General features: G+C 40.6%; 27 protein-coding genes and 1 riboswitch. Of the genes, 9 read left to right on the top strand and 18 right to left on the bottom strand.

Annotated features, from left to right (window positions below):
• Positions 1–99: 99 nt before the first annotated feature.
• Positions 100–1938, top strand: coding sequence for a DNA ligase D (locus tag ACTHRG_RS22360; RefSeq protein ID WP_076262855.1), 1839 nt, complete (start codon positions 100–102; stop codon positions 1936–1938).
• Between the two features lie 16 nt (positions 1939–1954).
• Here ACTHRG_RS22360 and dapF read toward each other — a convergent pair whose 3' ends face one another.
• The 7 genes from dapF to ribD form a co-directional block, all read right to left on the bottom strand.
• On the bottom strand, positions 1955–2938 hold the full coding sequence (gene dapF / locus ACTHRG_RS22355; protein ID WP_076262854.1) for a diaminopimelate epimerase: 984 nt from the start codon (positions 2936–2938) through the stop codon (positions 1955–1957).
• A 126-nt stretch (positions 2939–3064) separates the two neighbouring features.
• Complete coding sequence (locus ACTHRG_RS22350) at positions 3065–4309, bottom strand: EAL and HDOD domain-containing protein (protein ID WP_076262853.1); 1245 nt, start codon at positions 4307–4309, stop codon at positions 3065–3067.
• A 269-nt stretch (positions 4310–4578) separates the two neighbouring features.
• On the bottom strand, positions 4579–5877 hold the full coding sequence (locus ACTHRG_RS22345) for an NCS2 family permease (protein WP_076262851.1): 1299 nt from the start codon (positions 5875–5877) through the stop codon (positions 4579–4581).
• Positions 5878–6105: 228 nt separating this feature from the next.
• The gene (gene ribH / locus ACTHRG_RS22340; RefSeq protein WP_076262849.1) at positions 6106–6582 is read right to left on the bottom strand and encodes a 6,7-dimethyl-8-ribityllumazine synthase; all 477 of its coding nucleotides are present in this window, start codon (positions 6580–6582) and stop codon (positions 6106–6108) included.
• A 14-nt stretch (positions 6583–6596) separates the two neighbouring features.
• Positions 6597–7790: a bifunctional 3,4-dihydroxy-2-butanone-4-phosphate synthase/GTP cyclohydrolase II gene (locus tag ACTHRG_RS22335; RefSeq protein WP_076262847.1), complete on the bottom strand. Its 1194-nt coding sequence runs from the start codon at positions 7788–7790 to the stop codon at positions 6597–6599.
• 25 nt (positions 7791–7815) lie between these two features.
• A complete protein-coding gene (gene ribE / locus ACTHRG_RS22330; RefSeq protein ID WP_076262845.1) occupies positions 7816–8472 on the bottom strand; it encodes a riboflavin synthase in 657 nt (218 codons plus the stop codon).
• The gene (ribD, locus tag ACTHRG_RS22325) at positions 8472–9569 is read right to left on the bottom strand and encodes a bifunctional diaminohydroxyphosphoribosylaminopyrimidine deaminase/5-amino-6-(5-phosphoribosylamino)uracil reductase RibD (protein ID WP_076262843.1); all 1098 of its coding nucleotides are present in this window, start codon (positions 9567–9569) and stop codon (positions 8472–8474) included. The genes ribE and ribD overlap by 1 nt, the downstream gene beginning before the upstream one ends.
• A 142-nt stretch (positions 9570–9711) precedes the next feature.
• Positions 9712–9874: riboswitch (FMN riboswitch) on the bottom strand.
• 132 nt (positions 9875–10006) lie between these two features.
• Between ribD and ACTHRG_RS22320 the strand changes: the two genes are divergently transcribed.
• The gene (locus ACTHRG_RS22320; protein WP_076262841.1) at positions 10007–10828 is read left to right on the top strand and encodes an EcsC family protein; all 822 of its coding nucleotides are present in this window, start codon (positions 10007–10009) and stop codon (positions 10826–10828) included.
• A gap of 18 nt (positions 10829–10846) precedes the next feature.
• Here ACTHRG_RS22320 and ACTHRG_RS22315 read toward each other — a convergent pair whose 3' ends face one another.
• The 8 genes from ACTHRG_RS22315 to ACTHRG_RS22280 all read right to left on the bottom strand — a co-directional run bounded on the left by ACTHRG_RS22315 (position 10847) and on the right by ACTHRG_RS22280 (position 16914).
• Entirely contained in the window at positions 10847–11422 is a 576-nt protein-coding gene (locus ACTHRG_RS22315) for a TlpA disulfide reductase family protein (protein ID WP_076262837.1), read from the bottom strand.
• An 89-nt stretch (positions 11423–11511) separates the two neighbouring features.
• Positions 11512–12300 (bottom strand): hypothetical protein, encoded by a 789-nt coding sequence (locus ACTHRG_RS22310; RefSeq protein WP_076262835.1) that lies wholly within the window; start codon positions 12298–12300, stop codon positions 11512–11514.
• A gap of 254 nt (positions 12301–12554) precedes the next feature.
• Complete coding sequence (locus ACTHRG_RS22305) at positions 12555–13400, bottom strand: patatin-like phospholipase family protein (protein WP_076262832.1); 846 nt, start codon at positions 13398–13400, stop codon at positions 12555–12557.
• Positions 13401–13493: 93 nt separating this feature from the next.
• Complete coding sequence (locus ACTHRG_RS22300) at positions 13494–14270, bottom strand: ABC transporter permease (protein WP_076262830.1); 777 nt, start codon at positions 14268–14270, stop codon at positions 13494–13496.
• On the bottom strand, positions 14267–15172 hold the full coding sequence (locus tag ACTHRG_RS22295; RefSeq protein ID WP_076262828.1) for an ABC transporter ATP-binding protein: 906 nt from the start codon (positions 15170–15172) through the stop codon (positions 14267–14269). Before ACTHRG_RS22295 ends, ACTHRG_RS22300 begins: the two co-directional genes overlap by 4 nt.
• Positions 15173–15174: 2 nt before the next feature.
• Entirely contained in the window at positions 15175–15372 is a 198-nt protein-coding gene (locus ACTHRG_RS22290) for a PLD nuclease N-terminal domain-containing protein (RefSeq protein ID WP_048011419.1), read from the bottom strand.
• A gap of 132 nt (positions 15373–15504) precedes the next feature.
• On the bottom strand, positions 15505–16506 hold the full coding sequence (locus tag ACTHRG_RS22285; protein WP_076262826.1) for a helix-turn-helix transcriptional regulator: 1002 nt from the start codon (positions 16504–16506) through the stop codon (positions 15505–15507).
• A 69-nt stretch (positions 16507–16575) separates the two neighbouring features.
• The gene (locus tag ACTHRG_RS22280; RefSeq protein WP_076262824.1) at positions 16576–16914 is read right to left on the bottom strand and encodes a DUF4870 domain-containing protein; all 339 of its coding nucleotides are present in this window, start codon (positions 16912–16914) and stop codon (positions 16576–16578) included.
• A 226-nt stretch (positions 16915–17140) separates the two neighbouring features.
• On the opposite strand from ACTHRG_RS22280, the gene ACTHRG_RS22275 reads away from it, so the two are divergent.
• The 4 genes from ACTHRG_RS22275 to ACTHRG_RS22260 all read left to right on the top strand — a co-directional run bounded on the left by ACTHRG_RS22275 (position 17141) and on the right by ACTHRG_RS22260 (position 20655).
• Entirely contained in the window at positions 17141–17920 is a 780-nt protein-coding gene (locus tag ACTHRG_RS22275; RefSeq protein ID WP_076262900.1) for an undecaprenyl-diphosphate phosphatase, read from the top strand.
• Between the two features lie 15 nt (positions 17921–17935).
• Positions 17936–18520: a DedA family protein gene (locus tag ACTHRG_RS22270; protein ID WP_076262822.1), complete on the top strand. Its 585-nt coding sequence runs from the start codon at positions 17936–17938 to the stop codon at positions 18518–18520.
• A 138-nt stretch (positions 18521–18658) separates the two neighbouring features.
• Positions 18659–19780 (top strand): amidohydrolase, encoded by a 1122-nt coding sequence (locus tag ACTHRG_RS22265; RefSeq protein WP_440232071.1) that lies wholly within the window; start codon positions 18659–18661, stop codon positions 19778–19780.
• 314 nt (positions 19781–20094) lie between these two features.
• The gene (locus ACTHRG_RS22260; protein WP_076262818.1) at positions 20095–20655 is read left to right on the top strand and encodes a GNAT family N-acetyltransferase; all 561 of its coding nucleotides are present in this window, start codon (positions 20095–20097) and stop codon (positions 20653–20655) included.
• Between the two features lie 143 nt (positions 20656–20798).
• On the opposite strand, the gene ACTHRG_RS22255 is transcribed toward ACTHRG_RS22260, so the two are convergent.
• Positions 20799–20957, bottom strand: coding sequence for a hypothetical protein (locus ACTHRG_RS22255; RefSeq protein ID WP_175609174.1), 159 nt, complete (start codon positions 20955–20957; stop codon positions 20799–20801).
• A gap of 210 nt (positions 20958–21167) precedes the next feature.
• On the opposite strand from ACTHRG_RS22255, the gene ACTHRG_RS22250 reads away from it, so the two are divergent.
• Entirely contained in the window at positions 21168–22535 is a 1368-nt protein-coding gene (locus tag ACTHRG_RS22250) for an MATE family efflux transporter (RefSeq protein WP_076262816.1), read from the top strand.
• Between the two features lie 42 nt (positions 22536–22577).
• On the opposite strand, the gene ACTHRG_RS22245 is transcribed toward ACTHRG_RS22250, so the two are convergent.
• Positions 22578–23351, bottom strand: coding sequence for an SDR family oxidoreductase (locus tag ACTHRG_RS22245; RefSeq protein ID WP_076262813.1), 774 nt, complete (start codon positions 23349–23351; stop codon positions 22578–22580).
• A 219-nt stretch (positions 23352–23570) separates the two neighbouring features.
• On the opposite strand from ACTHRG_RS22245, the gene ACTHRG_RS22240 reads away from it, so the two are divergent.
• Entirely contained in the window at positions 23571–24056 is a 486-nt protein-coding gene (locus ACTHRG_RS22240; RefSeq protein WP_076262810.1) for an Hsp20/alpha crystallin family protein, read from the top strand.
• Between the two features lie 13 nt (positions 24057–24069).
• Positions 24070–24567 (top strand): Hsp20/alpha crystallin family protein, encoded by a 498-nt coding sequence (locus ACTHRG_RS22235; protein WP_076262807.1) that lies wholly within the window; start codon positions 24070–24072, stop codon positions 24565–24567.
• Here ACTHRG_RS22235 and ACTHRG_RS22230 read toward each other — a convergent pair.
• The gene (locus tag ACTHRG_RS22230; RefSeq protein WP_076262805.1) at positions 24564–25061 is read right to left on the bottom strand and encodes a GNAT family N-acetyltransferase; all 498 of its coding nucleotides are present in this window, start codon (positions 25059–25061) and stop codon (positions 24564–24566) included. The genes ACTHRG_RS22235 and ACTHRG_RS22230 overlap by 4 nt on opposite strands.
• Positions 25062–25270: the final 209 nt, after the last annotated feature.

The raw sequence follows: 25270 nt of genomic DNA, 5'->3' as shown, positions 1-25270 counted from the left end.
TATTAACAAAATCGGAAATACGCTAAAAGAATTGGAAACTGAGTAGTTTTAGCGGCAAATGACAAAACTATAATGACGATTGCAAAGGAGGCCAAATGAATGAGACCTATGCTTCCTACATTAACTTTCGATGTTCCGGATGAGAAGGAATGGCTGTTTGAAGCAAAGTATGATGGATTTAGAGCGATCTTGCACTGGGACAAGGAACCTGCGCTGACAAGCAGGAACGATAAACCTTTATTAAATCTTTTCCCGGAAATTAAAGCTTTCCTGGAACAGCACAAAGATAAATTCGAACCATACCTTCCACTTATATTAGATGGAGAATTAGTCTTGCTGGAGAATGCCTATAAAGCTCATTTTGGATCCATTCAGGTCAGGGGCAGAATGAGATCTGAAAAAAAGATTCTTGAGAAAGCAAGAACAGCTCCCTGCCGTCTTCTTATTTTTGACATTTTGATAATAAATGGCAGAAAAATTGCCAATAAAGAGTACTTCGCCAGAAAAGCAGAGCTTGAAGCCTTATTTAAAGATTGTAATTTACCTTTAAAACCGGATGAGAAGGATTCCAGACTGATACAATTAATCCCTCCATACCGAAGTTTTAACGAACTTTGGGAAAAAATCGTTCTTCATGACGGTGAAGGAATTGTGGCAAAGCAGAAGAAGAATAAATGGGAAGAAGGAAAGAGATCCTCTTTATGGCTGAAATTTAAGAACTGGAAATACGTTTCCTGCTTTATCACTGCTTATGAAAAATCAAATGGCTACTTTTATGCCGGTGTCTACCAGGGAGATTCTGTGATTACAATCGGGCAGTTTCTTTTTGGCTTGAAGCCGGACGAAAAACAAGCCTTATTTCAAATAATCAAAGAAAATAAAGCAGACGAGAACAGCCAATTCATATATGTAGAACCTGCGATCTGTGTGGATGTTAAATATCTCGAGATCTATGAAGAGCAGATGCGGGAGCCGCACTTTCACCAGTTTCGTTTCGATTTGAAGCCTGATGCCTGCACATATGATCAATTTTTACAGCAGCAGAAAAACCTGCCTCCCGAGATAGAAATCACGCATCCGGAAAAACCATTATGGAAAACGCCGGCTATTCAAAAGATTGATTACATTCATTTTTTAAGAGAAATTGCACCTTATATGCTGCCTTTTTTAAAAAACAGGCTTTTAACCGTTATCCGCTACCCCCATGGGATTTTTGGCGAACCCTTCTACCAGAAAAATTGCCCGGAATACGCACCAGGCTTTGTAGAAACCGAAATGTCAGAAGGTATTGATTATATAGTCTGCAATCATTTAAAAACACTGTTGTGGCTTGGCAACCAGCTTGCTTTTGAATTTCATATACCGTTCAAAACGCTGGAAAGCTCCGGACCAAGTGAAATCGTTTTTGATCTGGATCCGCCTTCCCGGGACGCTTTTCCCCTGGCCATTAAAGCCGCTGTTTACATTAAAGAGGTGCTTGATCAGCTGAAATTAATTAGCTTCGTTAAAACATCAGGCAATAAAGGATTGCAGGTTTATATTCCTTTGCCGGAAAATACTTATACCTTTGATGATACACGGCTGTTCACAGAATTCATTGCCCAGTATCTCCTAAACAAAGACCCGGATTCCTTTACAATTGAAAGATTAAAGAAAAACCGGGGCGGGCGGCTTTATGTAGATTATATCCAGCATGCAGAAGGAAAGACGATCATAGCCCCCTATTCACCAAGAGGAAATGAAGCGGCTACGGTTGCCGCTCCGCTGTTTTGGGAGGAAGTTGGCGAAAAGCTGTCCATGGAAAGATTTCAAATAACCAATATGATCAAAAGAATCAACAGCGATGGCGATCCTTTTAACACGTATTTTCAAACAAAGGAAATTCAGCCTTTTTCACCAGTGCTGGACTTCTTAAAGCAGAACAATAAAAAAGGATAAGGCCCCATGCCTTATCCTACAACCATTCATTAAGTACTGCCTGAGCATATTCCTGAAGTTTAGCATACTGCTTAATTTCTCCAGTATATTCCTCTTTAGGGGAAAGTGAAAACTCTGCAGGGTTTTCCATGTTGATATCTGCTTCACAGCGGTAAACATAGCTGGCATTTCCAATTAAGTCAATAGATTGCCTGCCGTTCTCTTCATGGACTACACAGCGCACCTTTCCGCCATTATTATATACCTCTACAGGCTCTTCGATTTTATTCAGCCCATTCATGCAAGTGACAAGTGTCGAGGCGGACATGGCCGTACCGCAGGCATTGGTAAACCCGACTCCCCGTTCAAATGTTCGTACATAAATCTGCCCTTGTTTTAATGGCTTCACAAAGCTGACATTTACCCCATCAGGAAAAAACTCATTCGGCCCGTTCAAATATTCGCTGATATCTTTTTGCAGATCAGATGCTATTTGCTCCTTCTCCACAATCGAAATAAAATGGGGATTAGGGACTGCTAAGGCTGTGAAATCCAAATCCTCTGATATTCCGCTGACTTTTTCATTAATGACAGTATCTTTATCGAGAACTAAAGGAAGATCCTTCAGGTCAAATGAAACAGGTGAAATCTCAACCAGGTATGTTGGAATGTCCTCAAAGATGTCTTCTTGCTTTTTCACCTGTAAATCAGCTTTCATGGTCTCTATGATAGCTTCTTTCAGCCCAAGAAGTTCACAAACATAACGGGCAACGCATCTCAATCCATTTCCGCACATTGAGGCTTCAGATCCATCCGGATTAAAAACACGCATCCTGGCATCTGCTTTTTCGCTTTTTAATACGAAAAGAATTCCATCGGAGCCCAGCTCAGTGCTGCGGTCGCATATGGCTCTCGCAAGCTCAGCGCGATTATTTTCTGTAAAATGATACGTATTGGAAATCTCATCTATAATAAAGAAATCATTTCCTGATCCATGACATTTCAATAATTCAATGTTCAATGTAATACCTCCAGACCATTAGTAACTCAACTTATAGATAAGAGTGCCATAAAAGCTTTTATTATTCAATAATTGTTTTCTATATTATATAGACTCGGAGAATATAGTTCTACAAACCTTGCGGCCTTAGTTTGTGATCTTTTCAGGGTTCAGCAGCTGATTGGACCAGGCTAATGCTTCTGCATAGATCCTAAAAATAGTTTTTTCATCAACATTCAGCTTCTCGCACATTTCACTGATGCTGCTCCATTGTGCTTTCTCTACTGCAACAGCAAGATCTAGTATCTCTTTAAGATTATTATTTTCTCCGCGGAGGGCTTCACAAATATTATCCTGCAGGGGAAGCTCATCAAGAATTTGCTTCATCGGGATATTAAGCAATGAATCCATTAATGAAAACATTCCTGTCATAAAATAGCTTGACGAAACGCTTTTTCCCGTTTGAAGTCTGCCAATTTCCTCACACATTTTCGCGCGAGTCATTGATAACCTGATGGTCTCTTCAGCCATCTGAGAATTTTTAACGATATTTTCCCTTACTGCCAGTACATAGATCCATTTTTCAAGTTCTATCAGACCCAGGAGAACGATGGCCTGCCGGATTGAATTTATCTTTTGCTTAGGACGATAAGCCGGTGAGTTTATCAGTCTCAGCAATTTATAAGAAAGTGATATGTCACGTTCTATTAACTCGGTTATGCGGTCAAGACTTGGCTCCTCTTTTGACAGGTTTTGAATCATCTCATAATAGGATTGAAAATATGCCGGTACATCATGTGTAGACATAATAACAGGCTTCGCAAAAAAGTAACCCTGAAAATAATCATATCCCTTGCTTTTGGCTTCCTCGTATTCCTCTCTGGTCTCAACCTTTTCAGCCACTGTTTTTATTTTAAGCTGGTTAACAAGCATTTCTATTTTTTCCCGCATATCCTTTGGGGTGTTAAGAAAATCCACCTTAATGATGTCTGCATATTTCAGCAATTGTCTTGCAAATGGATTGGTTAGATTGAATACATAATCATCCAATGCTATCTGATAGCCAAGCTCCTTTAAATCCCTGCATATCCTGACAAGATCTGCGCTCGGTTCCACCGTTTCAAGGATTTCGACAACAATTTCACGAGGCCTGAAATAAGCAGGCACCCTGAGCTTCAGCAATTTTTCCGTGAAATTTATAAAGCACGGTTTTCCATCAGATAGCTGATCAATACCGATATTTAAAAAACTATTAATAATAACCTCAGCCGTAGCCTGATCTTCGTCTATATCAGGGAATGCATTTACCTGATTATTTCTATAGAGAAGTTCATAAGCGAACACTTCTTCCTTAGAGTTAAAAATCGGCTGTCTTGCTACAAACACTTCCATTGACATACCTCCGAAAACGCCTATTACTATAGACCTATTCTAACTCAGGTTAGTTATTACGCGTGTCGAAACTTGTTGAATATATAGAATTTTTTTATTTTATTTAGAATTTTCCTTTTTTCGCAGTGTATTTTTCTATTAATGTTGTCCGTTTATTTCCGCCCCAATCAACTCAGCAAAGAATATACATAAAGCAGCAAACCTTGCGAAAAACAGTTTTCCACAAAAAGAAAAAGGATGCCCCATATAAAGGCATCCCATTATCTATATTAACTAATCACATGAAAAACAAAGTTGAATAAAAACAAAGCAGCTATTACATATAAAGCAAATGAAACTTCCTTTGCTTTGCCTATCGAAATCTTTAAGATTGGATAAAGAATAAATCCAATGGCAATGCCGTCCGCAATACTGTAAGTGAACGGAATCATGGCAATGATAAAGATAGCCGGAAAGCTTTCGCTCATATCCTTTAAATCAAGATTGCGGATGTTTTGAAGCATCAGTCCGCCAATAATGATCAGAATAGGGGCAATCGCGCTGTTGGGGATCAACTTAATAACAGGAATAAAGAATGCGGATAGCACAAACAGCATCCCGGTTGTAACTGCTGTCAATCCTGTACGTCCCCCGGCAGCCATACTTGCTGCACTTTCAACCGTTGCAACAGTCGGGCTTGTCCCAAAAATACCGGACAATAATGCTGAAACAGAATTTGCCTGAAAAGCACGCTTAAACTGTTCCGGCCTGTTAATAAAACCAACATGACCATGGACTAATCCGATATTTTCAAAAACCAGAACCATTGTCAAAGAAAAAATGGCAATCCAAAAAGTGACGGAAAGCAAGTTATCAAATGACATTGCCCCAAATACTTCCATATAATCAGAGAGTGCGAACGACTTTTCATCAGTCTTCTGCACATCTATCAGCCCAAAAGCCCATGCGATCAGTGTTCCTGCCACAACAGTAATTAAAAAGTTGCCAGGTACGTTCCGCATGAATAAAATGATGGCCAGCAGGAACGTTAAGATGGTTGCAAGCACTTGCGGGTCGCCAAGCTCACCTAAAGCAATAATGGAGTTCGTCCCTTTTTCAACGATACCGCCTTTTTCAAGTCCAATCAGCATCAGGAAAAGCCCCAGTCCCACTGTGATCGCTTCTTTCAGTGAATTTGGAATCGATTCACTTAATGTCTGTGCAAATCGCGAAAAAGCCACGAAAACAAAGATCAGACCGGATATGAATACTACAGCCAATGCTTCCTGCCAGGATAAGCCCATGGACTGGACCATAGTATAGGAGAATAAAGCATTGATTCCCATTCCAGGCACAAGGAGGATCGGTACATTTGCCCAAAACCCCATAATCAAACAGCCGACAACCGATGTTATAATGGTTGCAAAAATAGCTGCTTCCAAAGGTATTCCTGCTTCAGAGAGAATTAGAGAGTTAACTGCAATAATATAAACAATCGTAAAAAAGCCGATTGCCCCAGCCATAACCTCCCTTTTAACAGTTGTTCCATTTGAATTCAGCTGAAAAAGCCGGTTAAACCACTTATTCATAAATACTACCTATCTATTCAATTAGCCCTCTCCCTACCCGCTCTCCCCGCAGATATAAACACGGGTGAGCCACAAGCAGTATTTTATCAAAAAAAATTCATTCTGCCAATAGAAAGGTCAGACGTCTGCTCATATTTATTTTTAAAAAAATCAGCGTGAATTCTCACGCCGATTTGATATGCCGCTCCCTATCTTTCCAACAACCATACTTAATAAGATATGAAACCTTTATTCACCATCTGTTAACTGTCTATACAGATTGCCCATTTCAATAGCTCCAACAGCTGCTTCCCATCCTTTGTTTCCTGCTTTAGTGCCAGCACGCTCAATAGCCTGTTCAATCGTGTCAGTTGTCAGAACTCCGAAAATAACAGGGACACCGCTCTGCAATGCTGTCGCTGATACTCCTTTTGCCACTTCGCCGCTGACATAATCAAAATGTGGAGTAGCTCCGCGGATTACTGTGCCAAGTGTAATAACTGCATCATATTTTCCGGATTGGGATAGCTTTTTAGCTGCAAGCGGGATTTCGAATGCTCCAGGAACCCATACTACTGTCACGTCTTCTTCACTCACTCCATGGCGCTTAAGTGCATCTTCCGCTCCGCTTAAAAGCTTGCCCGTAATGAATTCATTAAAACGCGACACGACAATTGCCATTTTTAATCCTGTTCCTACTAAATGTCCTTCGATTACCTTTTTCATCTCAAATCGCTCCCTTAAAATTGTAATAAATGCCCAAGTTTCGTTTTCTTTGTTTTTAAGTAATTCTCATTTTCAGATTTGGCAGGCATTTGAAGAGGAACCCGTTCGGCTACCTCCAGGCCATAACCTCCTAATCCTGCAATCTTGCGGGGATTATTGGTTAGGAGGCGCATTTTTTTTACCCCCAGATCCCTTAGGATTTGTGCACCTACCCCATAGTCGCGAAGATCGTCCTTAAATCCGAGCTTATGATTTGCCTCAACGGTATCATATCCCTCTTCCTGAAGCTTATAGGCTTTCAATTTATTAATCAGGCCGATGCCGCGTCCTTCCTGTCTCATGTATAAAAGAATTCCCCGGCCTTCTGTCTCAATCTGTGCAAGTGCTGCTTCAAGCTGGGGTCCGCAGTCACAGCGGTTAGACCCGAATACATCTCCGGTCAGGCACTCAGAATGAACACGAAGCAATACGGGTTCATTTTCATCAATTTCTCCTTTTACAAGAGCAACATGGTCTTTTCCATCAACAGTGTTTGTATAGCCTACTGCTTTAAAATCTCCAAATTCTGTTGGAAGCTGAATCTCCACTTCTCTTTTTACAATGGAGTCATGTTTCAGTCGATACTCGATCAATTGCTGAATCGTGATCATTTTTAAGTTAAACTTTTCTGCCACTTTTTCAAGGTCATCTACGCGCGCCATTGTTCCATCATCTTTCATGATTTCACAGATAACCCCGGCAGGTGCAGCACCGGCAAGACGAGCCAGGTCAACTGCCGCTTCAGTATGGCCAGCCCTCCTAAGGACTCCTCCTTTTTTTGCAACTAAAGGAAAAACATGTCCCGGACGGGAGAAATCTGAGGGCTTAGCGTCACCCTCGAGCATTTCTTTTATTGTGAAAGCACGCTCAAAAGCACTTATGCCTGTAGTGCTTTTCACATGATCAATACTGACTGTGAAAGCTGTTCCATGGCTGTCAGTATTGACTTCTGCCATCGGATTCAGTTCCAGTTTTTCAGCCAGCTCCTCAGTGATGGGTGTACAAATCAGGCCTCTTCCTTCTTTGGCCATAAAGTTGATGGTTTCCGGTTTCGCATATTCCGCGATTGCCAGGAAATCCCCTTCATTTTCCCTGTCTTCATCATCACAGACAATGATGACTTTTCCTGCTTTTAAATCTTCCAAAGCCTCATTTATTTCACTGAACATGGTTTATTGCCCCTCCTTTTGCAAATTATAAAAAGCCATTCTCCTTAAGGAATCCTTCTGATATTCCTTCTTTAGGCGGTGTGTTCTCCTGCTGCTGCCTGTTCATGAAGGAATATAGGTATTTGGCAAGCATGTCAAACTCGAGATTGACAATGTCTCCAACTGTTTTGAACCCTAGTACCGTTTCACTCGCTGTGTGGGGAATGATCGAGACGGTAACGGTATTGTCTTCATTGCCGAATACAGTCAGGGAAATCCCATCCACAGCGACAGAACCTTTCATAATAAGCAAATGGCTTAAGGCAGCCGGCACAGATATTTGTATATAAATAGCATTTTCACTCGATGTCTTTTTGAGGATCTGACCTGTACCATCCACATGCCCTGTCACAAAGTGCCCGCCAAAACGGCCATTTGCCGACATCGCCCTTTCCAAATTGACTTTTGTTCGTTCTTTAATGGCTGAAAGCGAAGTACTTTTGAACGTTTCAGGCATGACATCTGCTGAAAATTCATTTTTTGCAAATTCCGTAACCGTGAGACACACGCCATTTACCGAAATGCTGTCCCCCAATTGGACATCTGATAAAACTTTGGAGGCCTGAATCGTCAGTTTCATCGCCTTGCCTTGCTGGACTACTTTTTTTACGGTTCCAAGCTCCTCAATAATTCCTGTAAACATTATTGCCTGGCCTCCCTCAGCGGTTTTGCGGTTATTCGAAGGTCTCCGCCAATCCTTTTGATTTCTGTGAATTCCAGTACAGGGGAGTCTATTACATAGTCGGCACCATCCCCGCCAATAAATGGAATCGCCTTATTGCCTCCAATAATTTTAGGAGCCATATAGAGGATCATCTGCTGAAAGAAACCTTCTTTAATAAATGAAGCATGGATCTCAGACCCGCCTTCAACAAATAAAGTCATGATGTTTCTTTCACCTAAGTTTTTTAATACTTCTTTAATCGGCACTTCATTAGCAGGAAAAGAAAAAACTTCTGTTTTATACTTCCTTATTTCCTCTGCTTTTGTCGAATCTATTTCACAGCCGGTAAAGATGATGGTCTTAACTGACTGATCTCGGATGACATTTGCGTCTGCCGGAATTCTGAGATTTGTATCTAAAACAACTCGAATGGGATTTTTTCCGCCTTGGGGCAGCCTGGCGGTTAAAAGGGGATTATCGTGAATGATCGTATTTACACCTGTAAGTATTGCGTCATGTTCATGCCGTAGACGGTGTACATCCTGCCTGGATTCTGGAGAGGTAATCCATTTGCTGTCACCGGTTTTTGCAGCTGTTTTCCCATCAAACGATGAAGCTGCTTTAATGGTTACGTATGGTGTCTTTGTTTTTATAAAATGGAAAAATGGTTCGTTTAAGGCATCTGCTTCCTCTTTCAATAAACCGGTCACCACGTCAATACCGGCATCCTGCATCCTTTGGATTCCTTTGCCTGACACCAGAGGATTTGGATCGGCAGAAGCAATAAAAACCCTATTAATTCCTGAATTAATAATTAAGTCTGCGCATGGTGGAGTCCTGCCAAAATGGCTGCACGGTTCAAGAGTGACATAAATATCAGCGCCTTTAACCTCATCGCCAGCCGCAGCAATCGCATGGACTTCTGCATGGGGAGTTCCCGCTTTCAGGTGAGCACCCATCCCCAGAATTTCACCATTTTTAACAACAACCGCACCCACCTGCGGGTTAGGACTTGTTTGTCCTTTGGCTGCCGCTGCCAGACTGATGGCTAACTTCATATATTCCTGGTGGTTCAAATTATGTGAGTCCTCCTTCCTTTATAATTTCTCCAAATTAAATATGAAACGGCAAAACCCCGTACACCAGAAGGTGAAACGGGGCAAAAAATCATGACGAAATAAGCGTTTAAAAAATGAAATTTTAAACGCGTTACTATACTCATTCCTTCTCCCATCCAGACTTTCACTGTCGGCTTTGGAATTTCACCAAATCCACCGCTATTATTAAGCACCTATCTCTGCTAATAAAACCGGGTCACGGACTAAGAGGGCATACCCTCATCACCGCCGGTTGGGAATTTCACCCTGCCCCGAAGGAAATCCTATTCTATTAAAAGAATCTTACCATGAATAGCCGGAATATACAAAGAGAATTGGTTATCACAGATTTGAAACTTTTGCTTTAACCAGCCGTATACTTAAAATATAGAAGAAGGAAAGAAAGGGCGGTACTAATGATTGAACCGAAAGAACAGCTTATAAATGAATTAAAGAAATGCGAAGAATGGGAAAAAGACCAAGGTGATTTGTGGTTTTGGGAGAAGCTCGGGAGGCTTCCTTTCAAACTTATTGATAGATTCACACCGGAGTTCATACAAAAAAAGGTTGGAGTGATTCTTGATGAGCTTGGCACGTATATTCAATCAGGAGGAAGATATTTAAGTTCAGCAGCAGCTTTAAAGAATTATTATCCTGGACAGAATATACATACCCTGAAGGATGTAGAAGCCCTGCCTATAGTTAAGATGGATGAAGCCGCGGAAAAGCTAACCTCAAACCGAAAAAGAACCGCTGCATTGCAGGGTGCGGGAACAGGAGTCGGAGGGATTTTCACCCTGACCATTGATATCCCCCTTCTCCTCGGCATTCAATTAAAAACACTGCAGGATATTGCGATTTGCTACGGCTTCGATCCTGCAGATAAAAATGAAAGAATGTTCATCGTCAAAATCCTTCAATTCGTTTCCAGTGATATTGTTGGAAAAAAAGCTATTCTGCAGCAGCTTACCATGTTTGGTTCTAAAGAAGAAGGACCGAAGAGGGAAGTCGTTTCTGAGCTTCAAGGCTGGAGAGAGGTTGTGTTTTCTTACAGGGACCAAATAGGCTGGAAAAAACTATTTCAAATGATTCCTATTGCCGGATTGCTTTTCGGGGCATTCATAAATCGCTCTGCCGTTAATGATATTGCAGAAGCCGGCATTATGCTATACAGAAAAAGGGTAATCGTTAATCGACTTCACCAGGATATGATTGCAGATATAAAACCGGAGAGCTAATAAGGCTCTCCGGTTTGTTTATGGAAGCTTTTTGATTTCCTTCTCCATATATTCTTCATTTAAGGCTCCCAAAACTTTTTCTCTAATAACTCCATCAGAGTCAATAAAATAGCTAGTAGGATAGGCCATAATATTATAATCCGCACCAACAGTGCCTTTTACATCCATAGGGATTGTAAAAGTCAGACCCAGCTCTTTCACGAACTTCTCAGCGTCTCCGTTATTCTTTTCAGTGTTTGTTAGATTTACGGCAAGAATATCGAATTTTTTATCTTTGTACTTTTTATACAGCTTCTCCATATGCGGCATTTCAGCGCGGCATGGAGGACACCAGCTTGCCCAAAAATTCAGAAGTACAGATTTGCCTCTGTAGTCACTGAGTTTCACTGGATTTCCTTCCATATCTGTAAGTTCAAAATCTGGAGCAAGGCTGCCTTTCTCCAAACCAATAGGCAAATCCTCAGGATCATCAATTTTATCGTATTTTTGCATTTGTCCAGCTTGCTCTACTACTCCCTTTTCCTTAAGAATGGTCTTGTCAACAATGAACAGTAAAAGGACAATAACTGCAGCTGCCAGTAAAAACTTTTTCATTCCAACACCTCTAAACTGATTTCCCTATACTTAAGCTGAATTTATCATACTATATGGGGAATGCAGAATCTATAAATGTGCACATGGCTTTAATGATTGCGATAAAGAAACAGTGCCGCAAAAATGGCATAAATTCTGCACTTTTCTTTTGCATCCAGACTAATATTGAAGGATAGGACAGGTGTGTTTGGATCCTTAAAGCGCTTTCCCCACTCAAAGGGCATCCACCCTTTGCGAAGACGTGCAATTCTATTCGATTGATCATCCAAAACCTGCAGATCTGTGTGTAAAAAGGTTTTAGGAAGGGCATACTGCATATCTCCATTCTGAAACAGCAGAGTGTTTCCATCCTTTTTAGATTCGATTATTTCCCTGCAGCGGCCATCTGATGACAAGATTTCGATTCCCTTTTTACGGATGATGATTGATGCCTCAAGATTTTCAGTATGGTCATATATTCCCAGCCTTTTTGGAAAGAATCGGTCAATAAAATAAGGAAGGAACCAGCGAAGCTTCCGCATTTTCATATCTCTGATTTCACCTATCAACATTCCTTCGGGATCAAAAATAACCATTCTGAGAGAAGGAGCCGGCAAAAAAGCGATCAGCACACTTGACTGCTCTAAAAACGATAGTGGGGCTTGTCCTTTATAGTAATAATTACTTGCAGCTGCCTCGGCTGCCCTTTGTTTATTCAGCAGATACATTTGATGACACAAAAAACTATAAATAACAAAAGGGATTAAAATAACAATGAAAATAGCCCCCGGAAATTTGTTAAAGAATAACAATAGAAAGAAAGTTGGGGGCATAAGTGCTGTAAGGCTTGCATTCAAAGAGATGTCAGCTGTTTTCTGGTAATAGTGCTGGATATTCATCAGTAAGTCTCCCCTGCATTATTTAATTCTCTCTATATTCTATTAATCAGGTCCAATAAAAATGAATTATGAGAGGATTTAATTATTGGGAGCTCTTTATAATTCACTCAAAAAATAAAGCTGATGGAAAGTTTCCGCCAGCCTGATTGATAGAATTATTTTAGCGCATTAACTGCATTTTTTTCATTTTATTCAAATTAAGGATACCGGCAATTTTTGTTATACGACATATCCCCGCACCCTGATAGATACGGTTAGAATTGATTGATTCTATCAAATGATTTTCTTGCATCATCATATCCCTGGAGATATAACTTTTCCAATTTTTGAGGATTCCGTTCCATCCGACCCACTGTTAATGGCTCCTGCGGCTGGACGACAAGAACTGTCCCCTTCTTTTCTTCCTGCTCTACATAGCGAAGGGTCTCGTTATAGGTCAGGTACCGTTCTGACAGTGCTTTTTGCAGCCCGGTATAATGGGGATATTTCCTTTTTACCATAAAAGCAAATTTAGATGGCTTTTTGGAATAGCCCCGGTTTCTTGTCAGGATTACTATATTTTTATTGAATCCATCCTGCTGTGCTTTTTTGATTGGTATGGGATCGCTGATTCCTCCATCAAGGAGGACCCTATTATTAAAAGCGACCTCAGGTGCAATAAAAGGCAGGGAACTGGATGCTTTTAAAACCTTCAGCACATCTTTCCCATAGTCTTTTCTATTGAAATAAACAGGCTTTCCTGTATGGCAATCTGTTGTTCCAATTACAAATTCAGACTGGTTTTTATAAAACTCTTCGTAGTGATACGGGACAAGCTTATTCGGTATTTCATCAAAAATAAAATCCATTCCGAAAAACTGACGCGATTTAAAGAAATTCCGCCATGAGATATATCGCGGATCTGTTACATAATCCACGTTTACAATTTTGTTTCTGCCCTTTTGTTTGGACAAATAAGAAGCGGCATTGCATGCCCCTGCAGAAACACCAATAACATAAGGAAAGCTGAGGTCCTGTTCAAGAAAATATTCGAGAACACCTGCTGTATACACTCCACGCATTCCTCCGCCTTCAAGCACCAGGCCCGTTTCACTGATCACCTTTCATCTTCCTTTCTATCTTTTAAAGCCATACTACCAAAATAGCACACTCCGATATACAAATATGCCCAAAAGGAAGGAACTTGCATGAAATCAGGCAAGTTCCCTTCGTTTAAATATCGCAATGGATGCAAGTATGGAAAACGTAATGGCAATTACAGAAACAATGATACTCGGCAATAATTCATCAGGGAAGTTACCGCCCATGATAAAAGTATTTGTATAAGCAGACAGAAGGGCCGGACTCCACTCCAGCAGATGAGAAAGCGAAGTGCTCAATAAAGTTACTATGACTATAATGCCAATTGAGATAAATCCAACTGCCCCAGGCGATTTCACAAAGGTATTGAAGAGGATGACTATAGTGATTATAAGGGTAAGCCAGATACCATAAACAAAGAAGGATTGAAGAAAATCCGCGAAAGGAATAAATTCAAATAATATGCCCACATAGTACCAGGAGAGGAAGTAACCCAGAAAATATGATAACCATATGAGTATCATCAAACTGGTCCACTTAGCTGTTACAAAACCGGCGTACGATACGGGTTTTACCAGGATTAGTTCTGCAACACCGCTTTTCCTTTCACCGGCAATGCTTCCCATTGTAATTAAAACAATAATAAGCACACCAAGCGTATTGAACTGACTAAGACTTGCAGCAAGCGCTTCACCGGCTGAAGGAACAGGAAGCTCGATGACCGCCCCTTCAGGCAGCCCGCCAAGTGAATCAACAATTTGAGGCAAATAATATAAGGTCAGAGGCTCTTTTACAGCTATCAAAATAAAAGTTAACGGCACCCAGATCCATTTGAAGTTTCTGGCCAGCTCGAGCATCTCTTTTTTTAATAATGTTACCCATTGCTTCATTTTTTCACCACCTTCATGAAAACATCCTCAAGGCTCGTTCTGCTGATTTCAAACTTAACCAGCGGCCATTTCTGTTTCGCAATTTCAGCTAGAAATAAATTCCTGGCATCCTCAATATTCTTCACCAAAAAGCTTGCCCTATCTCCATTCACTTCCATTGAAGAAACAGGCGGAAGCAGAGATATCTCTTCAGCATATTCACCAGTATTCGTTTTAAAAACCAGGTCAATCTTAGCCTGCTGATGCCTGGTTCTAAGCTCTGCCAATGTCCCGGATTCAATCAATTCACCACCATGGAGGAATAAAATTTCATCACATATTTCTTCTGCATCATTTAGAATATGGGTGGAAAACAGAATTGTCGTTTCTTTTTTCAGCCTGTTCAACAGCTCCAGCACTTCCCTGCGTCCAAATGGATCAAGCGCTGAAACCGGTTCATCGAGCATGACAAGCTTGGGGCGGTGAATGATCGCCTGAGCAATGCCAAGCCGCTGCTTCATACCTCCTGAGTATTTTCCAATCCGGCGGTTTTTAGCTTCGGATATACCGGTAAGTTTAAGAAGCTCCGCTGCTCTGTCTTTTGCTTCTGCTTTGGGAAGTCCTGCAAGCTGACCTGCGTATTCAAGAAATTCCCTGCCTGTCATCCATTCATAAAAAACAGGAAATTGAGGAAGATAGCCTATTAATCTTCGAAAATCCGCTTTTTCTCCCCCTTCATACACAATCGTGCCGGAATCCGGCTTCACCAGGCCGGCAAGCATCTTAAGTGTAGTTGTTTTTCCTGCTCCATTTGCTCCCAGCAGGGCAATACATTTTCCTTCAGATAATTGAAAATCCAGACCTTTTATTACCTCCTGATCCTTAAACTTCTTTTTAAGATTTGTTATGCTTACAACCGGCATATTCAGCTTCTCCTTCCGAAAATAAAGTAAATGATTGGCCCTAGCAGATTAATAAATAAAATGACGAGAGCCCATACCCATTTCGGGCCATTTGCTTTTTCTATTTTTACGAGATCAATAATCGCAACGGCCATCAATATTAGCTGAATAATGACAATGGGTGCAAGAATTGCCCAGTTAATGCTCTCTAAAATTTCCATTTCGATGTCCTCCCTTATTGTACTGTCATTCATATGACGTTTAAGTACAAAAATCGTTCATAGGGATTTCAACTATTTTTCTAATGAAAAGACACCCCACTATTGGAGTGTCTATAAGTTTAATAGCTGAGATTAATCCATTTCTTTTTCATACACAGCCATCATATTTTTGATTTCGTTTGTTACCTGATCAATAAGTGAGGATGGTGAAAGCACCTTGGCCTGATTACCCCAGTTGAGGAGCCATTTGACAAGTCCATCACTCACAATGGCTTTTGCTGATAAAACGAAATGGTTCTCATCCAGTTTTCTTATGTCTGCATCCCGCCCAAATTTATCAATTATCACGTTGATCAAATCGTTGTGGAATCGGATTTTTATCCACTCTTCAGATCCGGCATACATATGAAAGGTTGAACTCACATACTTGGATACATCAAAGGGTTCATATGCGAATTGTTCTTCCGTTATATGAACATTGCGTAGACGGTCAATCCGATAATGGCGGATTTCTTCTTTGGCAAAATAGTAGGCTATTAAATAATAAAAGTCATTTACCCATGTGAGCGCCAGCGGTTTGACCCTGTATTGCCCTCCATTATGGCTTAAAACAAATTCCTTGTTGAGATTATATCTTCCATATTGAAATGTGACGATTCTCCGCTCGGAAATGGCTTCATGCAAGTCATTGATAGCCAGCCGAACCAGTTTACTTTCACTTTTCACAGAGGAATCGATCAATATTTCATTATGGAGCTTTTTGGCATGATGAATGCTTGTCAGCTTTTTAATTTTCCGGATCAGCTGTCTTGTCTCATCTTTTGTGATGAATCGTGCAGAAGCAACGGCATCAATCAGCATGCGCAATTCATAAAGCTCGAATAGACGGTATTGATGGCTGTAGAACTTTGGCATTCCCTCTTTTTCCTGGTTAATGGTAATATCAAATTTAGCTTCAATCAGATGTTCAATATCGTCTCTCAATGAATTTTTGTTTAATTTCACATCCGGTCCATATTCCTTTTTAAAGCATTCAGTTATATCGTCCAGTGTATATTCATTTTCTTCATCTGTCTGCTCTCTCAAAATATCCATAAGCTTGAGCAGCCTTTGTTTGTTATCAAGTCTATTCATCACATCACCCCGCGACCTTTATTATCCATTAAAAAAAGCCCAGCGGCAACAAGCCCTGGACTGTGTTCATCATTTTAATATCCTGAAAACTAAAGGTATTCTGTATTCCTTTCCTTCATATGCTTTGACAGCAGCTACTACTGTAAAGATAAAAGCAAGGATTCCCACGATCCAAATCGTAATGACCCCAATTAATATGATCATTAGCACTACGCTGATTGCGCTGTAGATTGAATAGGAAATTAAAAAATTCAAATATTCCTTTCCATGGTAATCTACAAACTCCGAGTCATTCTTTTTCAATAGCCAAATGATCAGCGGTCCGACAAAAACGGTAAAAAAGCTGGTTACATAGATTGCTGCTGCTATAAGCCTTTCATCATTGGAAGGCATTTTATAATCATTCATCCTGTTTCCTCCTAGGCTAACCTCAAATATAAATGATGTTTCTTTTATATTATTTACGATATTCACTGTAAAAGGTTTCATGTATTTTTATATTTTTTTATATTCCCTCTGCAGCCTTAATTTCCTGTTCTCGATTGGGACAACTTGAATACACATGTTAAAGACAGGCATTGCGCATCTACCTGTGCCTATTCTTAAACCTGCCTAGGAAGGTGATATACAGATGATGTCAAAGCTGGAGGCTTTCATTCTGGGAATCATCCAGGGGCTTACCGAGTTCCTGCCTATTTCCAGTACTGGACATTTATATTTGGGGAGACATCTATTTGGCCTTGATGAAGCAGGCCTCTTCCTTGATACAATGCTGCACATAGGAACTTTACTGGCAGTCCTTGTCGTATACAAAAATGAATTGCTTCAAATTATTAAGAAGCCCTTCGGCAAGCTATCGATGCTTCTGATAGTCGGGACGATTCCGGCCGTAATCGTGGGACTCCTGCTGAGTGACATGTTCGATTCAATTTCGAAATCCGGTGTTACAATCGGCTGGGAATTTCTATTTACAGGGTTCATACTCTGGATTGCAGATGGTGTTAAGAAAGGCGCAAAAAAAATGGACAGCATCACGTACGGAGATGCCTTGTTTATCGGCACCTTTCAGGCTGCTGCCATTTTTCCGGCAGTTTCAAGATCCGGCTTAACCATTGCAGCAGGCCTCTTCAGGAAGCTTGACAGGGAAACAGCTGCCTATTTTTCATTCCTGTTATCCATACCTGCCATCGCTGGCGGCATTGTCATGCAATTTGGCGAATTGATGTCCGGTCACACAGAAGCCATAACCCTTGGCAGCATGTTAATGGCGACATTGTCATCAGCAATTTTCGGTTATGCAGCAGTCGTGTGGATGATTAATTTTCTAAAAAGAAAATCCCTGAAGATATTTGCTGTCTACGTTTGGATTTTAGGGTTCTCAATTATAATCCTGCAAATGACCGGAACATTTTAAAGGGGAGGTATTAGAATGGATGAAATAATTGCCGGCATTTTTGGACTGCTATCCCAGCTTGGTTATGCCGGCATTGCACTTGGGTTAATGGTTGAAGTGATCCCAAGCGAAATTGTTCTGAGCTATGGCGGCTTTTTAGTAAGTACCGGGGATATCCATTTTCTAGGGGCCCTCCTTGCAGGGATTGCAGGCGGAACACTTGCCCAACTGTTTCTTTATTGGCTGGGCGCGTATGGCGGACGGCCTGTTCTTGACAAATATGGAAAATATCTTTTGATTCAAAAAAAGCATTTGGATAAATCAGAGAAATGGTTCGAAAAGTATGGGACTGGAGTAATTTTCACGGCCAGATTTATACCTGTAATACGGCATGCCATTTCAATCCCAGCCGGAATAGCCAAAATGCCTTTATCGGTCTTTACTGTTTATACACTAGCAGCTATGGTGCCTTGGACGGTTCTCTTTCTATTATTGGGGATGGAGCTTGGTGATCACTGGAGAGACATCAAAGAATATGCAAAACCATTTATCTTGCCGATCATTGTTATTGCTTTGGTCTCCGGCGCTATTTACTTGTTTTATATGAAGAGGAAAAGTTAACTTAGAAAATTTACCAAAAGTGTAGAATTCCAATTTTACACTTTTTTTATTTGAGCTAAAGATGTTGAGAAAATTCTTCACACTTTCGATTCATTTTTGTAAAATAAAGCAAATACTTAGGTTCAAAGGACGATATAGATGAAAATTTTATTAAAAAATGCAGTCATATATCCTGTGACATCCCCCTCCTTCCATGGGGATGTACTAGTAGAAAACGGAAAAATACTAAAGATGGGCAAGAACTTAAAGTCTGATTCCAATGTAAAAATTATAGACTGCCATAGCCACCACCTGTTTCCGGGCTTCATTGATGTCCATACTCATCTGGGTCTTTATGATGAAGGCACCGGATGGGCAGGCAATGATGCCAACGAAACAATTGAACCCTTAAGCCCGCATATTAGAGCGATGGATGGTGTATATCCTCTTGATCCCGCCTTTTATGATGCAGTGAAATATGGCATAACAACTGCCCACATCATGCCGGGAAGCGCCAATGTAATTGGAGGAACAACCTCTGTTATTAAGACATCCGGGAAAAACATCAGCAAGATGATTATCCAGGAAACAGCCGGCCTTAAAATTGCCCTAGGTGAAAATCCAAAGAGGATTCATAGTCATGGCAACAAGGATTCCATAACAAGAATGGGGATAATGGGAATGCTGAGGGAAGCCTTTTATGAGGCTTTACATTGCGATAATCCCGACTCTCTAAGATTTGCACCGCTTGTCAGGGCGCTCAAAAGAGAAATTCCCGTCAGAATACATGCACACAGGGCAGATGATATTATTTCTGCCATCCGCTTTGCAGAAGAATTCAATCTCGATCTTCGAATCGAACATTGCACAGAAGGCCATTTAATTGCAGACGAATTGGAAGGCTTAAATTTAAAGGTATCAGTGGGGCCTACGCTAACAAGAAGATCGAAAGTGGAACTGAAAAATAAAACCTGGAAAACGTATCAGCAGCTGACAGAGCATGGAGTGGAAGTCTCCATCACTACAGATCATCCATACACACCTGTGCAATATTTGAATATGTGTGCAGCTATTGCAGTCCGGGAAGGCCTTTCCGAGCAAAAAGCCCTAGAAGGAATCACCATTTTGCCGGCAAGAAACCTCAGAATCGATCATCAGCTTGGAAGCATAGAGGAAGGAAAAGATGCTGATTTAGTTCTATGGAATCATCATCCATTTCACTTTCTAGCCAAGCCAAAATGGACAATGTCAGGCGGAAATTTTGTGTACAGGGAGTCATAGAACGGTGTCGAATATTGCTGGTGATATTTGACATAAAATCGCAAAAAAAATAATCAAAAAACCTATTTCCTTTTTGAAATTTTTTTAGTATTATACCTAAAGTGAAGTGAAATTTTTGCTTCCTATATGACAGACAATCAAATATCGGAAACGATAGTAATAGGGAAGGCAAATGGTGCGCCACCAGTTATCTGGTTCTAGTGGGTTCGATTCCCACCCCGAAATTTTTTAGCAGCATAATAAAAAATTTCGAGGGTGGACCGAAGGCTCTATTTGGCATGGAGTAGGACTGCCCTCAATTGGAGGGATAACCTATGCTCAAGAAACGTGATCTTCACGACTGCCATGCTTTATTTGATTTAATGACGCACCCTGATGTCTTCCCTTTTGTTCGCCAAAAAGCCAATTGTTATGATGAGTTTATATTTATTACAAAGCAGACAATCGAATCCGAAGAGCGCGGTGAATTAATTTCACGCACAATTCTTGATGAATGGGGCTCTCCGATTGGGACGATTAATTTGTATGACATCCAGGACAATGCCGGCTTTCTCGGCACATGGCTTGGCAAACCTTATCATGGCAAGGGGTATAACAAATTAGCAAAAGATGCTTTCTTTGAAGAGCTCTTTTTTGAAACAGGCATAGAAACCATTTTTATGAGGATCCGCAAGGAAAATATCCGCTCGCAAAAAGCTGCAGAAAAGCTACCTTATGTCATTCTTGCAAATGAAACGAGAAAGTCTGTGTATGATCAGCTGAATGCAAATGGTGATATTTACAATCTGTATGAGATCCCAAAAGATTTATATACTCTTCATGTAATGCGTCATGGAGCAGCAGTCCAAGAATCGTCCCAATTATTGGAGGCTTAAAGAAAAGCGGAAGCGCCTTGCCCACCCCCGACACCTCGAGGGGGTAGGCGCTGGAGCTAGACAGCTCTCGAAGTACAAAAGTATATACTCTATAAGTAATAAAAACGCTAAGCACTTGCATAGAGCAAGTGCTTTTTATTTTTTCAATTAATAATATTGGTTTCCGGTTCATCTGTTTTTTCTCTTATTCCGTAATGGGACAGCAATTCATCCAGCTCTTCATTGGTAAGAGTTTCAAAACGCCCGTCCACAAATGAAACTTGTGTCTGATTGGGATTAATCCTATTTATATTGAAGCTCATCTTTCTGCCTCCTTCAGCCGTGTTTTGGAAATGGCTGTTTTTACTATTTATACTCGCCGATTGAAGGATTTTTATTCCCGTTATGCAAAAGTTCACATAATTGAAACATTTATTAAGGACTCACTATACTGAATAAAAGACCTGCTTGGGGCCGGCTTCTCTTTAGTATGATATAATTCTCTAGTCACATTATAGGAAGAGGAAAGATTTATGAATCAGACATACAGCAAAAAACAAAAACTGCATCAGCTGCTGGTTATTTTAGTTCCAATACTAGTAACCCAGCTGGCTATGTACTCCATGACATTTATTGATACTTTAATGACCGGCCGCTATGATTCACAGGACCTGGCAGGTGTAGCGATTGGATCTTCTCTATGGGTTCCTGTATTCACCGGGCTCAGCGGAATACTCCTTGCTGTTACCCCGATTGTGTCCCACCTCGTGGGAGCAGGAAAACAGCGTGAGGAAGTTGCTTTTTCTGTTATTCAGGGCGTTTATCTGTCCATCATTATGGCCGTAATTGTTTATGCAGGAGGAGCACTCTCCTTAAATCCAATCTTAAGTGGAATGAATCTCGAGAACAGGGTCGAGGATACAGCTTTCAACTACCTTGCTGCCTTAAGCACAGGGTTGATTCCCCTGTTTGTCTACAATGTATTAAGATCGTTTATTGATGCTCTTGGAAAGACCAGAGTCAGTATGATCATCACCCTTCTAACACTGCCAATCAATGCTTTTTTTAACTATATACTTATATATGGCAAATTAGGTTTTCCGGAACTCGGCGGAGCAGGTGCAGGCTATGCTTCATCTATTACTTACTGGCTGATCATGGTTATTTCGATTAATATTATTCATAAAAATTCCCCGTTCTCGAACTATGGAATTTTCAGAAGAATGCATGCTGTTTCTATCGGCAAATGGAAGGAAATCCTTCTTATCGGGATCCCAATCGGCTTATCGATTTTTTTCGAAACCAGTATCTTTTCAGCAGTTACTTTATTAATGAGCACATTTGAAACAGCCGTAATCGCAGCTCACCAGATTGCCCTCAATTTCGCATCACTTCTTTATATGATCCCGCTAAGCATTTCAATGGCATTAACAATCGTTGTAGGCTTTGAAGCGGGGGCTAAGAGATTCAGGGATGCAAAAGAGTACAGCTGGATCGGTGTCGGCATTGCTGTATTTATGGCATTAATTTGTGCAGCTGTTCTTTTGGCTTTCCCAAAAGAGGTGGCATCGATTTATACAAAAGACGACCATGTATTGCAATTAACAGCTGCATTTTTAATATATGCCATGTTCTTTCAGCTTTCAGATGCCATTCAGGCACCCGTACAGGGAGCGCTGCGCGGATATAAGGACGTGAATGTCACCTTCATTATGTCGCTTATTTCTTATTGGATCATCGGACTGCCGTTTGGCTATTACCTGGCCAATCATACGGATTGGGGAGCCTATGGTTATTGGATCGGTTTAATTACAGGACTTGCAGCTGGGGCCATTACTTTAACAAGCCGGCTGATCTATCTGCAAAACAGAAAATACCCTGCATATATGGAAGCGAAGTAAATATAAAAAGGCAGAAGAATACGGTTCTTCTGCCTTTCGCTTTCATTCCTGATAAATCTTCCCCAGGACGTCTTTTCCGCCAGTAACCGGGATTATGCCGCCTGTAATAAAATCGGATTTTTCATCGGTCAGAAAACTGATTACACGGGCAATATCCTCACCTGTACCCGGCCTTCCGACTGGTGATGCATGATCATGAACCTTCGCAGCTTCTTCGATATTTCTTTCCTTCCATTCACCGATAATATCTCCCGGACAAACCATATTTGCGGTAATTCCGTTACCGGCCTCTTCAAGTGCAATGGATTTCGTTAAAGACGCTGCCCCCGTTTTTGCAGCCGCGAATGCAGAACGGTATATCCACCCAGATGCTGATTCTACACGGTCAAAGCCTATCGTGATAATTCTTCCCCATCCATTTTCCCTCATTTTCGGTATAAACAACTTGGATAAATAAAAGACCGCATTTAAGTTTCCATTAATAAGGTAATTCCATTGTTCAAAAGAATAATCCAGCATCTCTTTTCTTTCGTGCACATAAGGACCGGCATTATGAATGACTATGTCGATGACTTGAAATTCATTAAGAGCTTTTTCGGACATCTTTATACAGTCCGCCGGTAAAGAAATATCTCCCTGCAAAGCAATATTTTTAGTGCCGAATTTTTCGGTCAGTTCCCTGCACAATGAGACAGCTTCCTCTTGACTGCTACGGTAATTGATCACCAGATCGATGCCTTTAGCGGCAAGCATATTCGCCGTTCTTTTCCCGATCCCTGTTGCCCCTCCCGTGATTAAAGCTGCTTTATTTCTCACAAAATTACCCCTCAGTATTTAATTATTTTATATACATTGATATCAATATAGTAGTAATTACAGTGTATTAATGCAAATAATAAGAAGCTTTCGCCCATGATTCAGCAGACAAGCAAGAGAGTCCATTATTAACAGATAGGCGTTTATCTGCATAGAATATATGACTCAGTATTGAATCATTAGCCGTTGCGGCAGTTTAGCAAGGAAAGGATGAGAAGGATGTTCCCGTGGAATCTTTTTCCGTTTAATAAAGATATGAAGAATCCTCCCAGCCAAATGAAACCGGAGGAAATTGATAAATATATTAAAAATATCATGGGGCAAATGTTTCCTCAGAATATGCAGGGAATGACTGGAGCACCGGATTTTATGAAAGGCTTTAATGCTGCAGCCCCCGGAACTAGTCAACAGTCAAATTATTCTGCACCACTTAATTCATCCGTCTTCGAAACCCATGATTATGTTTTTGTGAGATTTCCAATAAAAAACGAGGAATGGCTAAAAGAAATGAAGCTTTACCACACTTCTAACCAAATGATTATCGAGCATATTCCCGAAAAAGACGATAAACATATTATTACCCTCCCTGCCATTGTCAGGAAAAAAGGATCATCCGCCAGCTGCAAAGAGGGCTATATGGAGATAAAAATACCTAAAAATGTCGATATGCAATATTCAGAGATAGATGTAACGGAAATATTATAAAGGAGGCCTCCTTATGGAACTGGAAAAATGGAAGGATTTAATCAAAATGACCGCACATTATCAGGATCAGGGTTTCTGGGAAACGCTTATTTCACCTGGGGATTCCAATCACAATAAAAAACTTTCTTTTTCAGGTCTGGAGCAGGAAAAAATAAATCATTTTCTTTCAAATCAGGAAATTTTTCCGCGCTGTGACATGTATGAAAACAATGGCAATATCAAAATTGAAGCAGAGCTCCCCGGTATAAGCAAAAATGATATTAAAGTATCTCTTGTTCAAAATGAACTAATTATTAAAGGAAAATGTTCATCATTTCAGCAGCACTTGCGCTATTTTCTGAAAGAAAGACATAGCAGATCTTTTGAAAAAGTTCTGACCCTCCCTATGCCTGTTGATAAATGTTCGATAGAATCCTCATTTGAAAATGGGATACTTTCCATTTCTCTACCCATCTTATTCGAAGAGGAAGAAATAATACCCATTATTGTAAAGAATGAAGAGCAGCTTTAATCAAGCAGCTTATCATAGCAGTAAAAAGGATTTTCCCGATCCATGAAGATTGTACCCGCTTTAACATATCCATTTTTCTCAAATAAACTTTGAGCTTTTTTATTCAGCGAGTATGTATCTGTTCTCATATACGATATACCGTTATTCAATGCATGATCTTCAGCAAATGCAATTAACCTGCTCGCAATCCCCTCGCCTCTTATCTCAGGATCTACGGCCAGACGGTGAAATACAAAGCAGGGCTCATCTATTCTCCATGAGGCATTTTTATATTCCTCCGCCTGGATTTGATCGACAGTAATGGAACCTGCGACATTTCCTTCAAAGATGGCAGTGTGCAAAGTGCCTGCTTCCACATCAGCTAAAAAATCTTCCTTCCGGGGATAGGTCCGGTTCCATTGATCATTCCCCTCAGATTCCATAATACTGACCGTCCTCTGGACAATTTCCATTATTTCCTTCAAATCGTCTTTTGTTCCTTTTCTAATTTCCATTTAAATCACCTGTTGTTTTTCATTTTGAGCAGCTATTACTAATGTTCCAAGGAATGATTGAATACATACATGGAGCGGAAGTTCATACTATATTGAATAATAATGCAAAAAAAGACAGCCTAAAGAGGCTGCCTTTCAGACTGTCGACAAACTCGATTAAAATCGTGCTTGTCTTCAGTCTTTTTTGTTTTACAATAGAAGTAATACAA

Source organism: Cytobacillus sp. SAFR-174 (assembly GCF_051964675.1).
Lineage (GTDB): Bacteria > Bacillota > Bacilli > Bacillales > Cytobacillaceae > Cytobacillus.
The sequence above is the reverse complement of the archived record's forward strand: the minus strand, read 5'-3'. Positions and strand labels throughout refer to the sequence as shown.

Bases quoted from the DNA above. Each gene is read 5' to 3' on its own strand.
- ACTHRG_RS22250 (WP_076262816.1), top strand. From the start codon at position 21,168: ATGAATCAGACATACAGCAAAAAACAAAAACTGCATCAGCTGCTGGTT.
- ACTHRG_RS22335 (WP_076262847.1), bottom strand. From the start codon at position 7,790: ATGTTCAGTGAAATAAATGAGGCTTTGGAAGATTTAAAAGCAGGAAAA.
- ACTHRG_RS22290 (WP_048011419.1), bottom strand. From the start codon at position 15,372: ATGGAAATTTTAGAGAGCATTAACTGGGCAATTCTTGCACCCATTGTC.
- ACTHRG_RS22255 (WP_175609174.1), bottom strand. From the start codon at position 20,957: ATGAGCTTCAATATAAATAGGATTAATCCCAATCAGACACAAGTTTCA.
- ACTHRG_RS22295 (WP_076262828.1), bottom strand. From the start codon at position 15,172: ATGCCGGTTGTAAGCATAACAAATCTTAAAAAGAAGTTTAAGGATCAG.
- ribE (WP_076262845.1), bottom strand. From the start codon at position 8,472: ATGTTTACAGGAATTATTGAGGAGCTTGGAACCGTAAAAAAAGTAGTC.
- ACTHRG_RS22300 (WP_076262830.1), bottom strand. From the start codon at position 14,270: ATGAAGCAATGGGTAACATTATTAAAAAAAGAGATGCTCGAGCTGGCC.
- ACTHRG_RS22275 (WP_076262900.1), top strand. From the start codon at position 17,141: ATGTCAAAGCTGGAGGCTTTCATTCTGGGAATCATCCAGGGGCTTACC.
- ACTHRG_RS22240 (WP_076262810.1), top strand. From the start codon at position 23,571: ATGTTCCCGTGGAATCTTTTTCCGTTTAATAAAGATATGAAGAATCCT.
- ribH (WP_076262849.1), bottom strand. From the start codon at position 6,582: ATGAAAAAGGTAATCGAAGGACATTTAGTAGGAACAGGATTAAAAATG.
- ACTHRG_RS22315 (WP_076262837.1), bottom strand. From the start codon at position 11,422: ATGAAAAAGTTTTTACTGGCAGCTGCAGTTATTGTCCTTTTACTGTTC.
- ACTHRG_RS22310 (WP_076262835.1), bottom strand. From the start codon at position 12,300: ATGAATATCCAGCACTATTACCAGAAAACAGCTGACATCTCTTTGAAT.
- ACTHRG_RS22265 (WP_440232071.1), top strand. From the start codon at position 18,659: ATGAAAATTTTATTAAAAAATGCAGTCATATATCCTGTGACATCCCCC.
- ACTHRG_RS22320 (WP_076262841.1), top strand. From the start codon at position 10,007: ATGATTGAACCGAAAGAACAGCTTATAAATGAATTAAAGAAATGCGAA.
- ACTHRG_RS22350 (WP_076262853.1), bottom strand. From the start codon at position 4,309: ATGGAAGTGTTTGTAGCAAGACAGCCGATTTTTAACTCTAAGGAAGAA.
- ACTHRG_RS22360 (WP_076262855.1), top strand. From the start codon at position 100: ATGAGACCTATGCTTCCTACATTAACTTTCGATGTTCCGGATGAGAAG.
- ACTHRG_RS22260 (WP_076262818.1), top strand. From the start codon at position 20,095: ATGCTCAAGAAACGTGATCTTCACGACTGCCATGCTTTATTTGATTTA.
- ACTHRG_RS22235 (WP_076262807.1), top strand. From the start codon at position 24,070: ATGGAACTGGAAAAATGGAAGGATTTAATCAAAATGACCGCACATTAT.
- ACTHRG_RS22230 (WP_076262805.1), bottom strand. From the start codon at position 25,061: ATGGAAATTAGAAAAGGAACAAAAGACGATTTGAAGGAAATAATGGAA.
- ACTHRG_RS22285 (WP_076262826.1), bottom strand. From the start codon at position 16,506: ATGAATAGACTTGATAACAAACAAAGGCTGCTCAAGCTTATGGATATT.
- ACTHRG_RS22345 (WP_076262851.1), bottom strand. From the start codon at position 5,877: ATGAATAAGTGGTTTAACCGGCTTTTTCAGCTGAATTCAAATGGAACA.
- ACTHRG_RS22270 (WP_076262822.1), top strand. From the start codon at position 17,936: ATGGATGAAATAATTGCCGGCATTTTTGGACTGCTATCCCAGCTTGGT.
- ACTHRG_RS22280 (WP_076262824.1), bottom strand. From the start codon at position 16,914: ATGAATGATTATAAAATGCCTTCCAATGATGAAAGGCTTATAGCAGCA.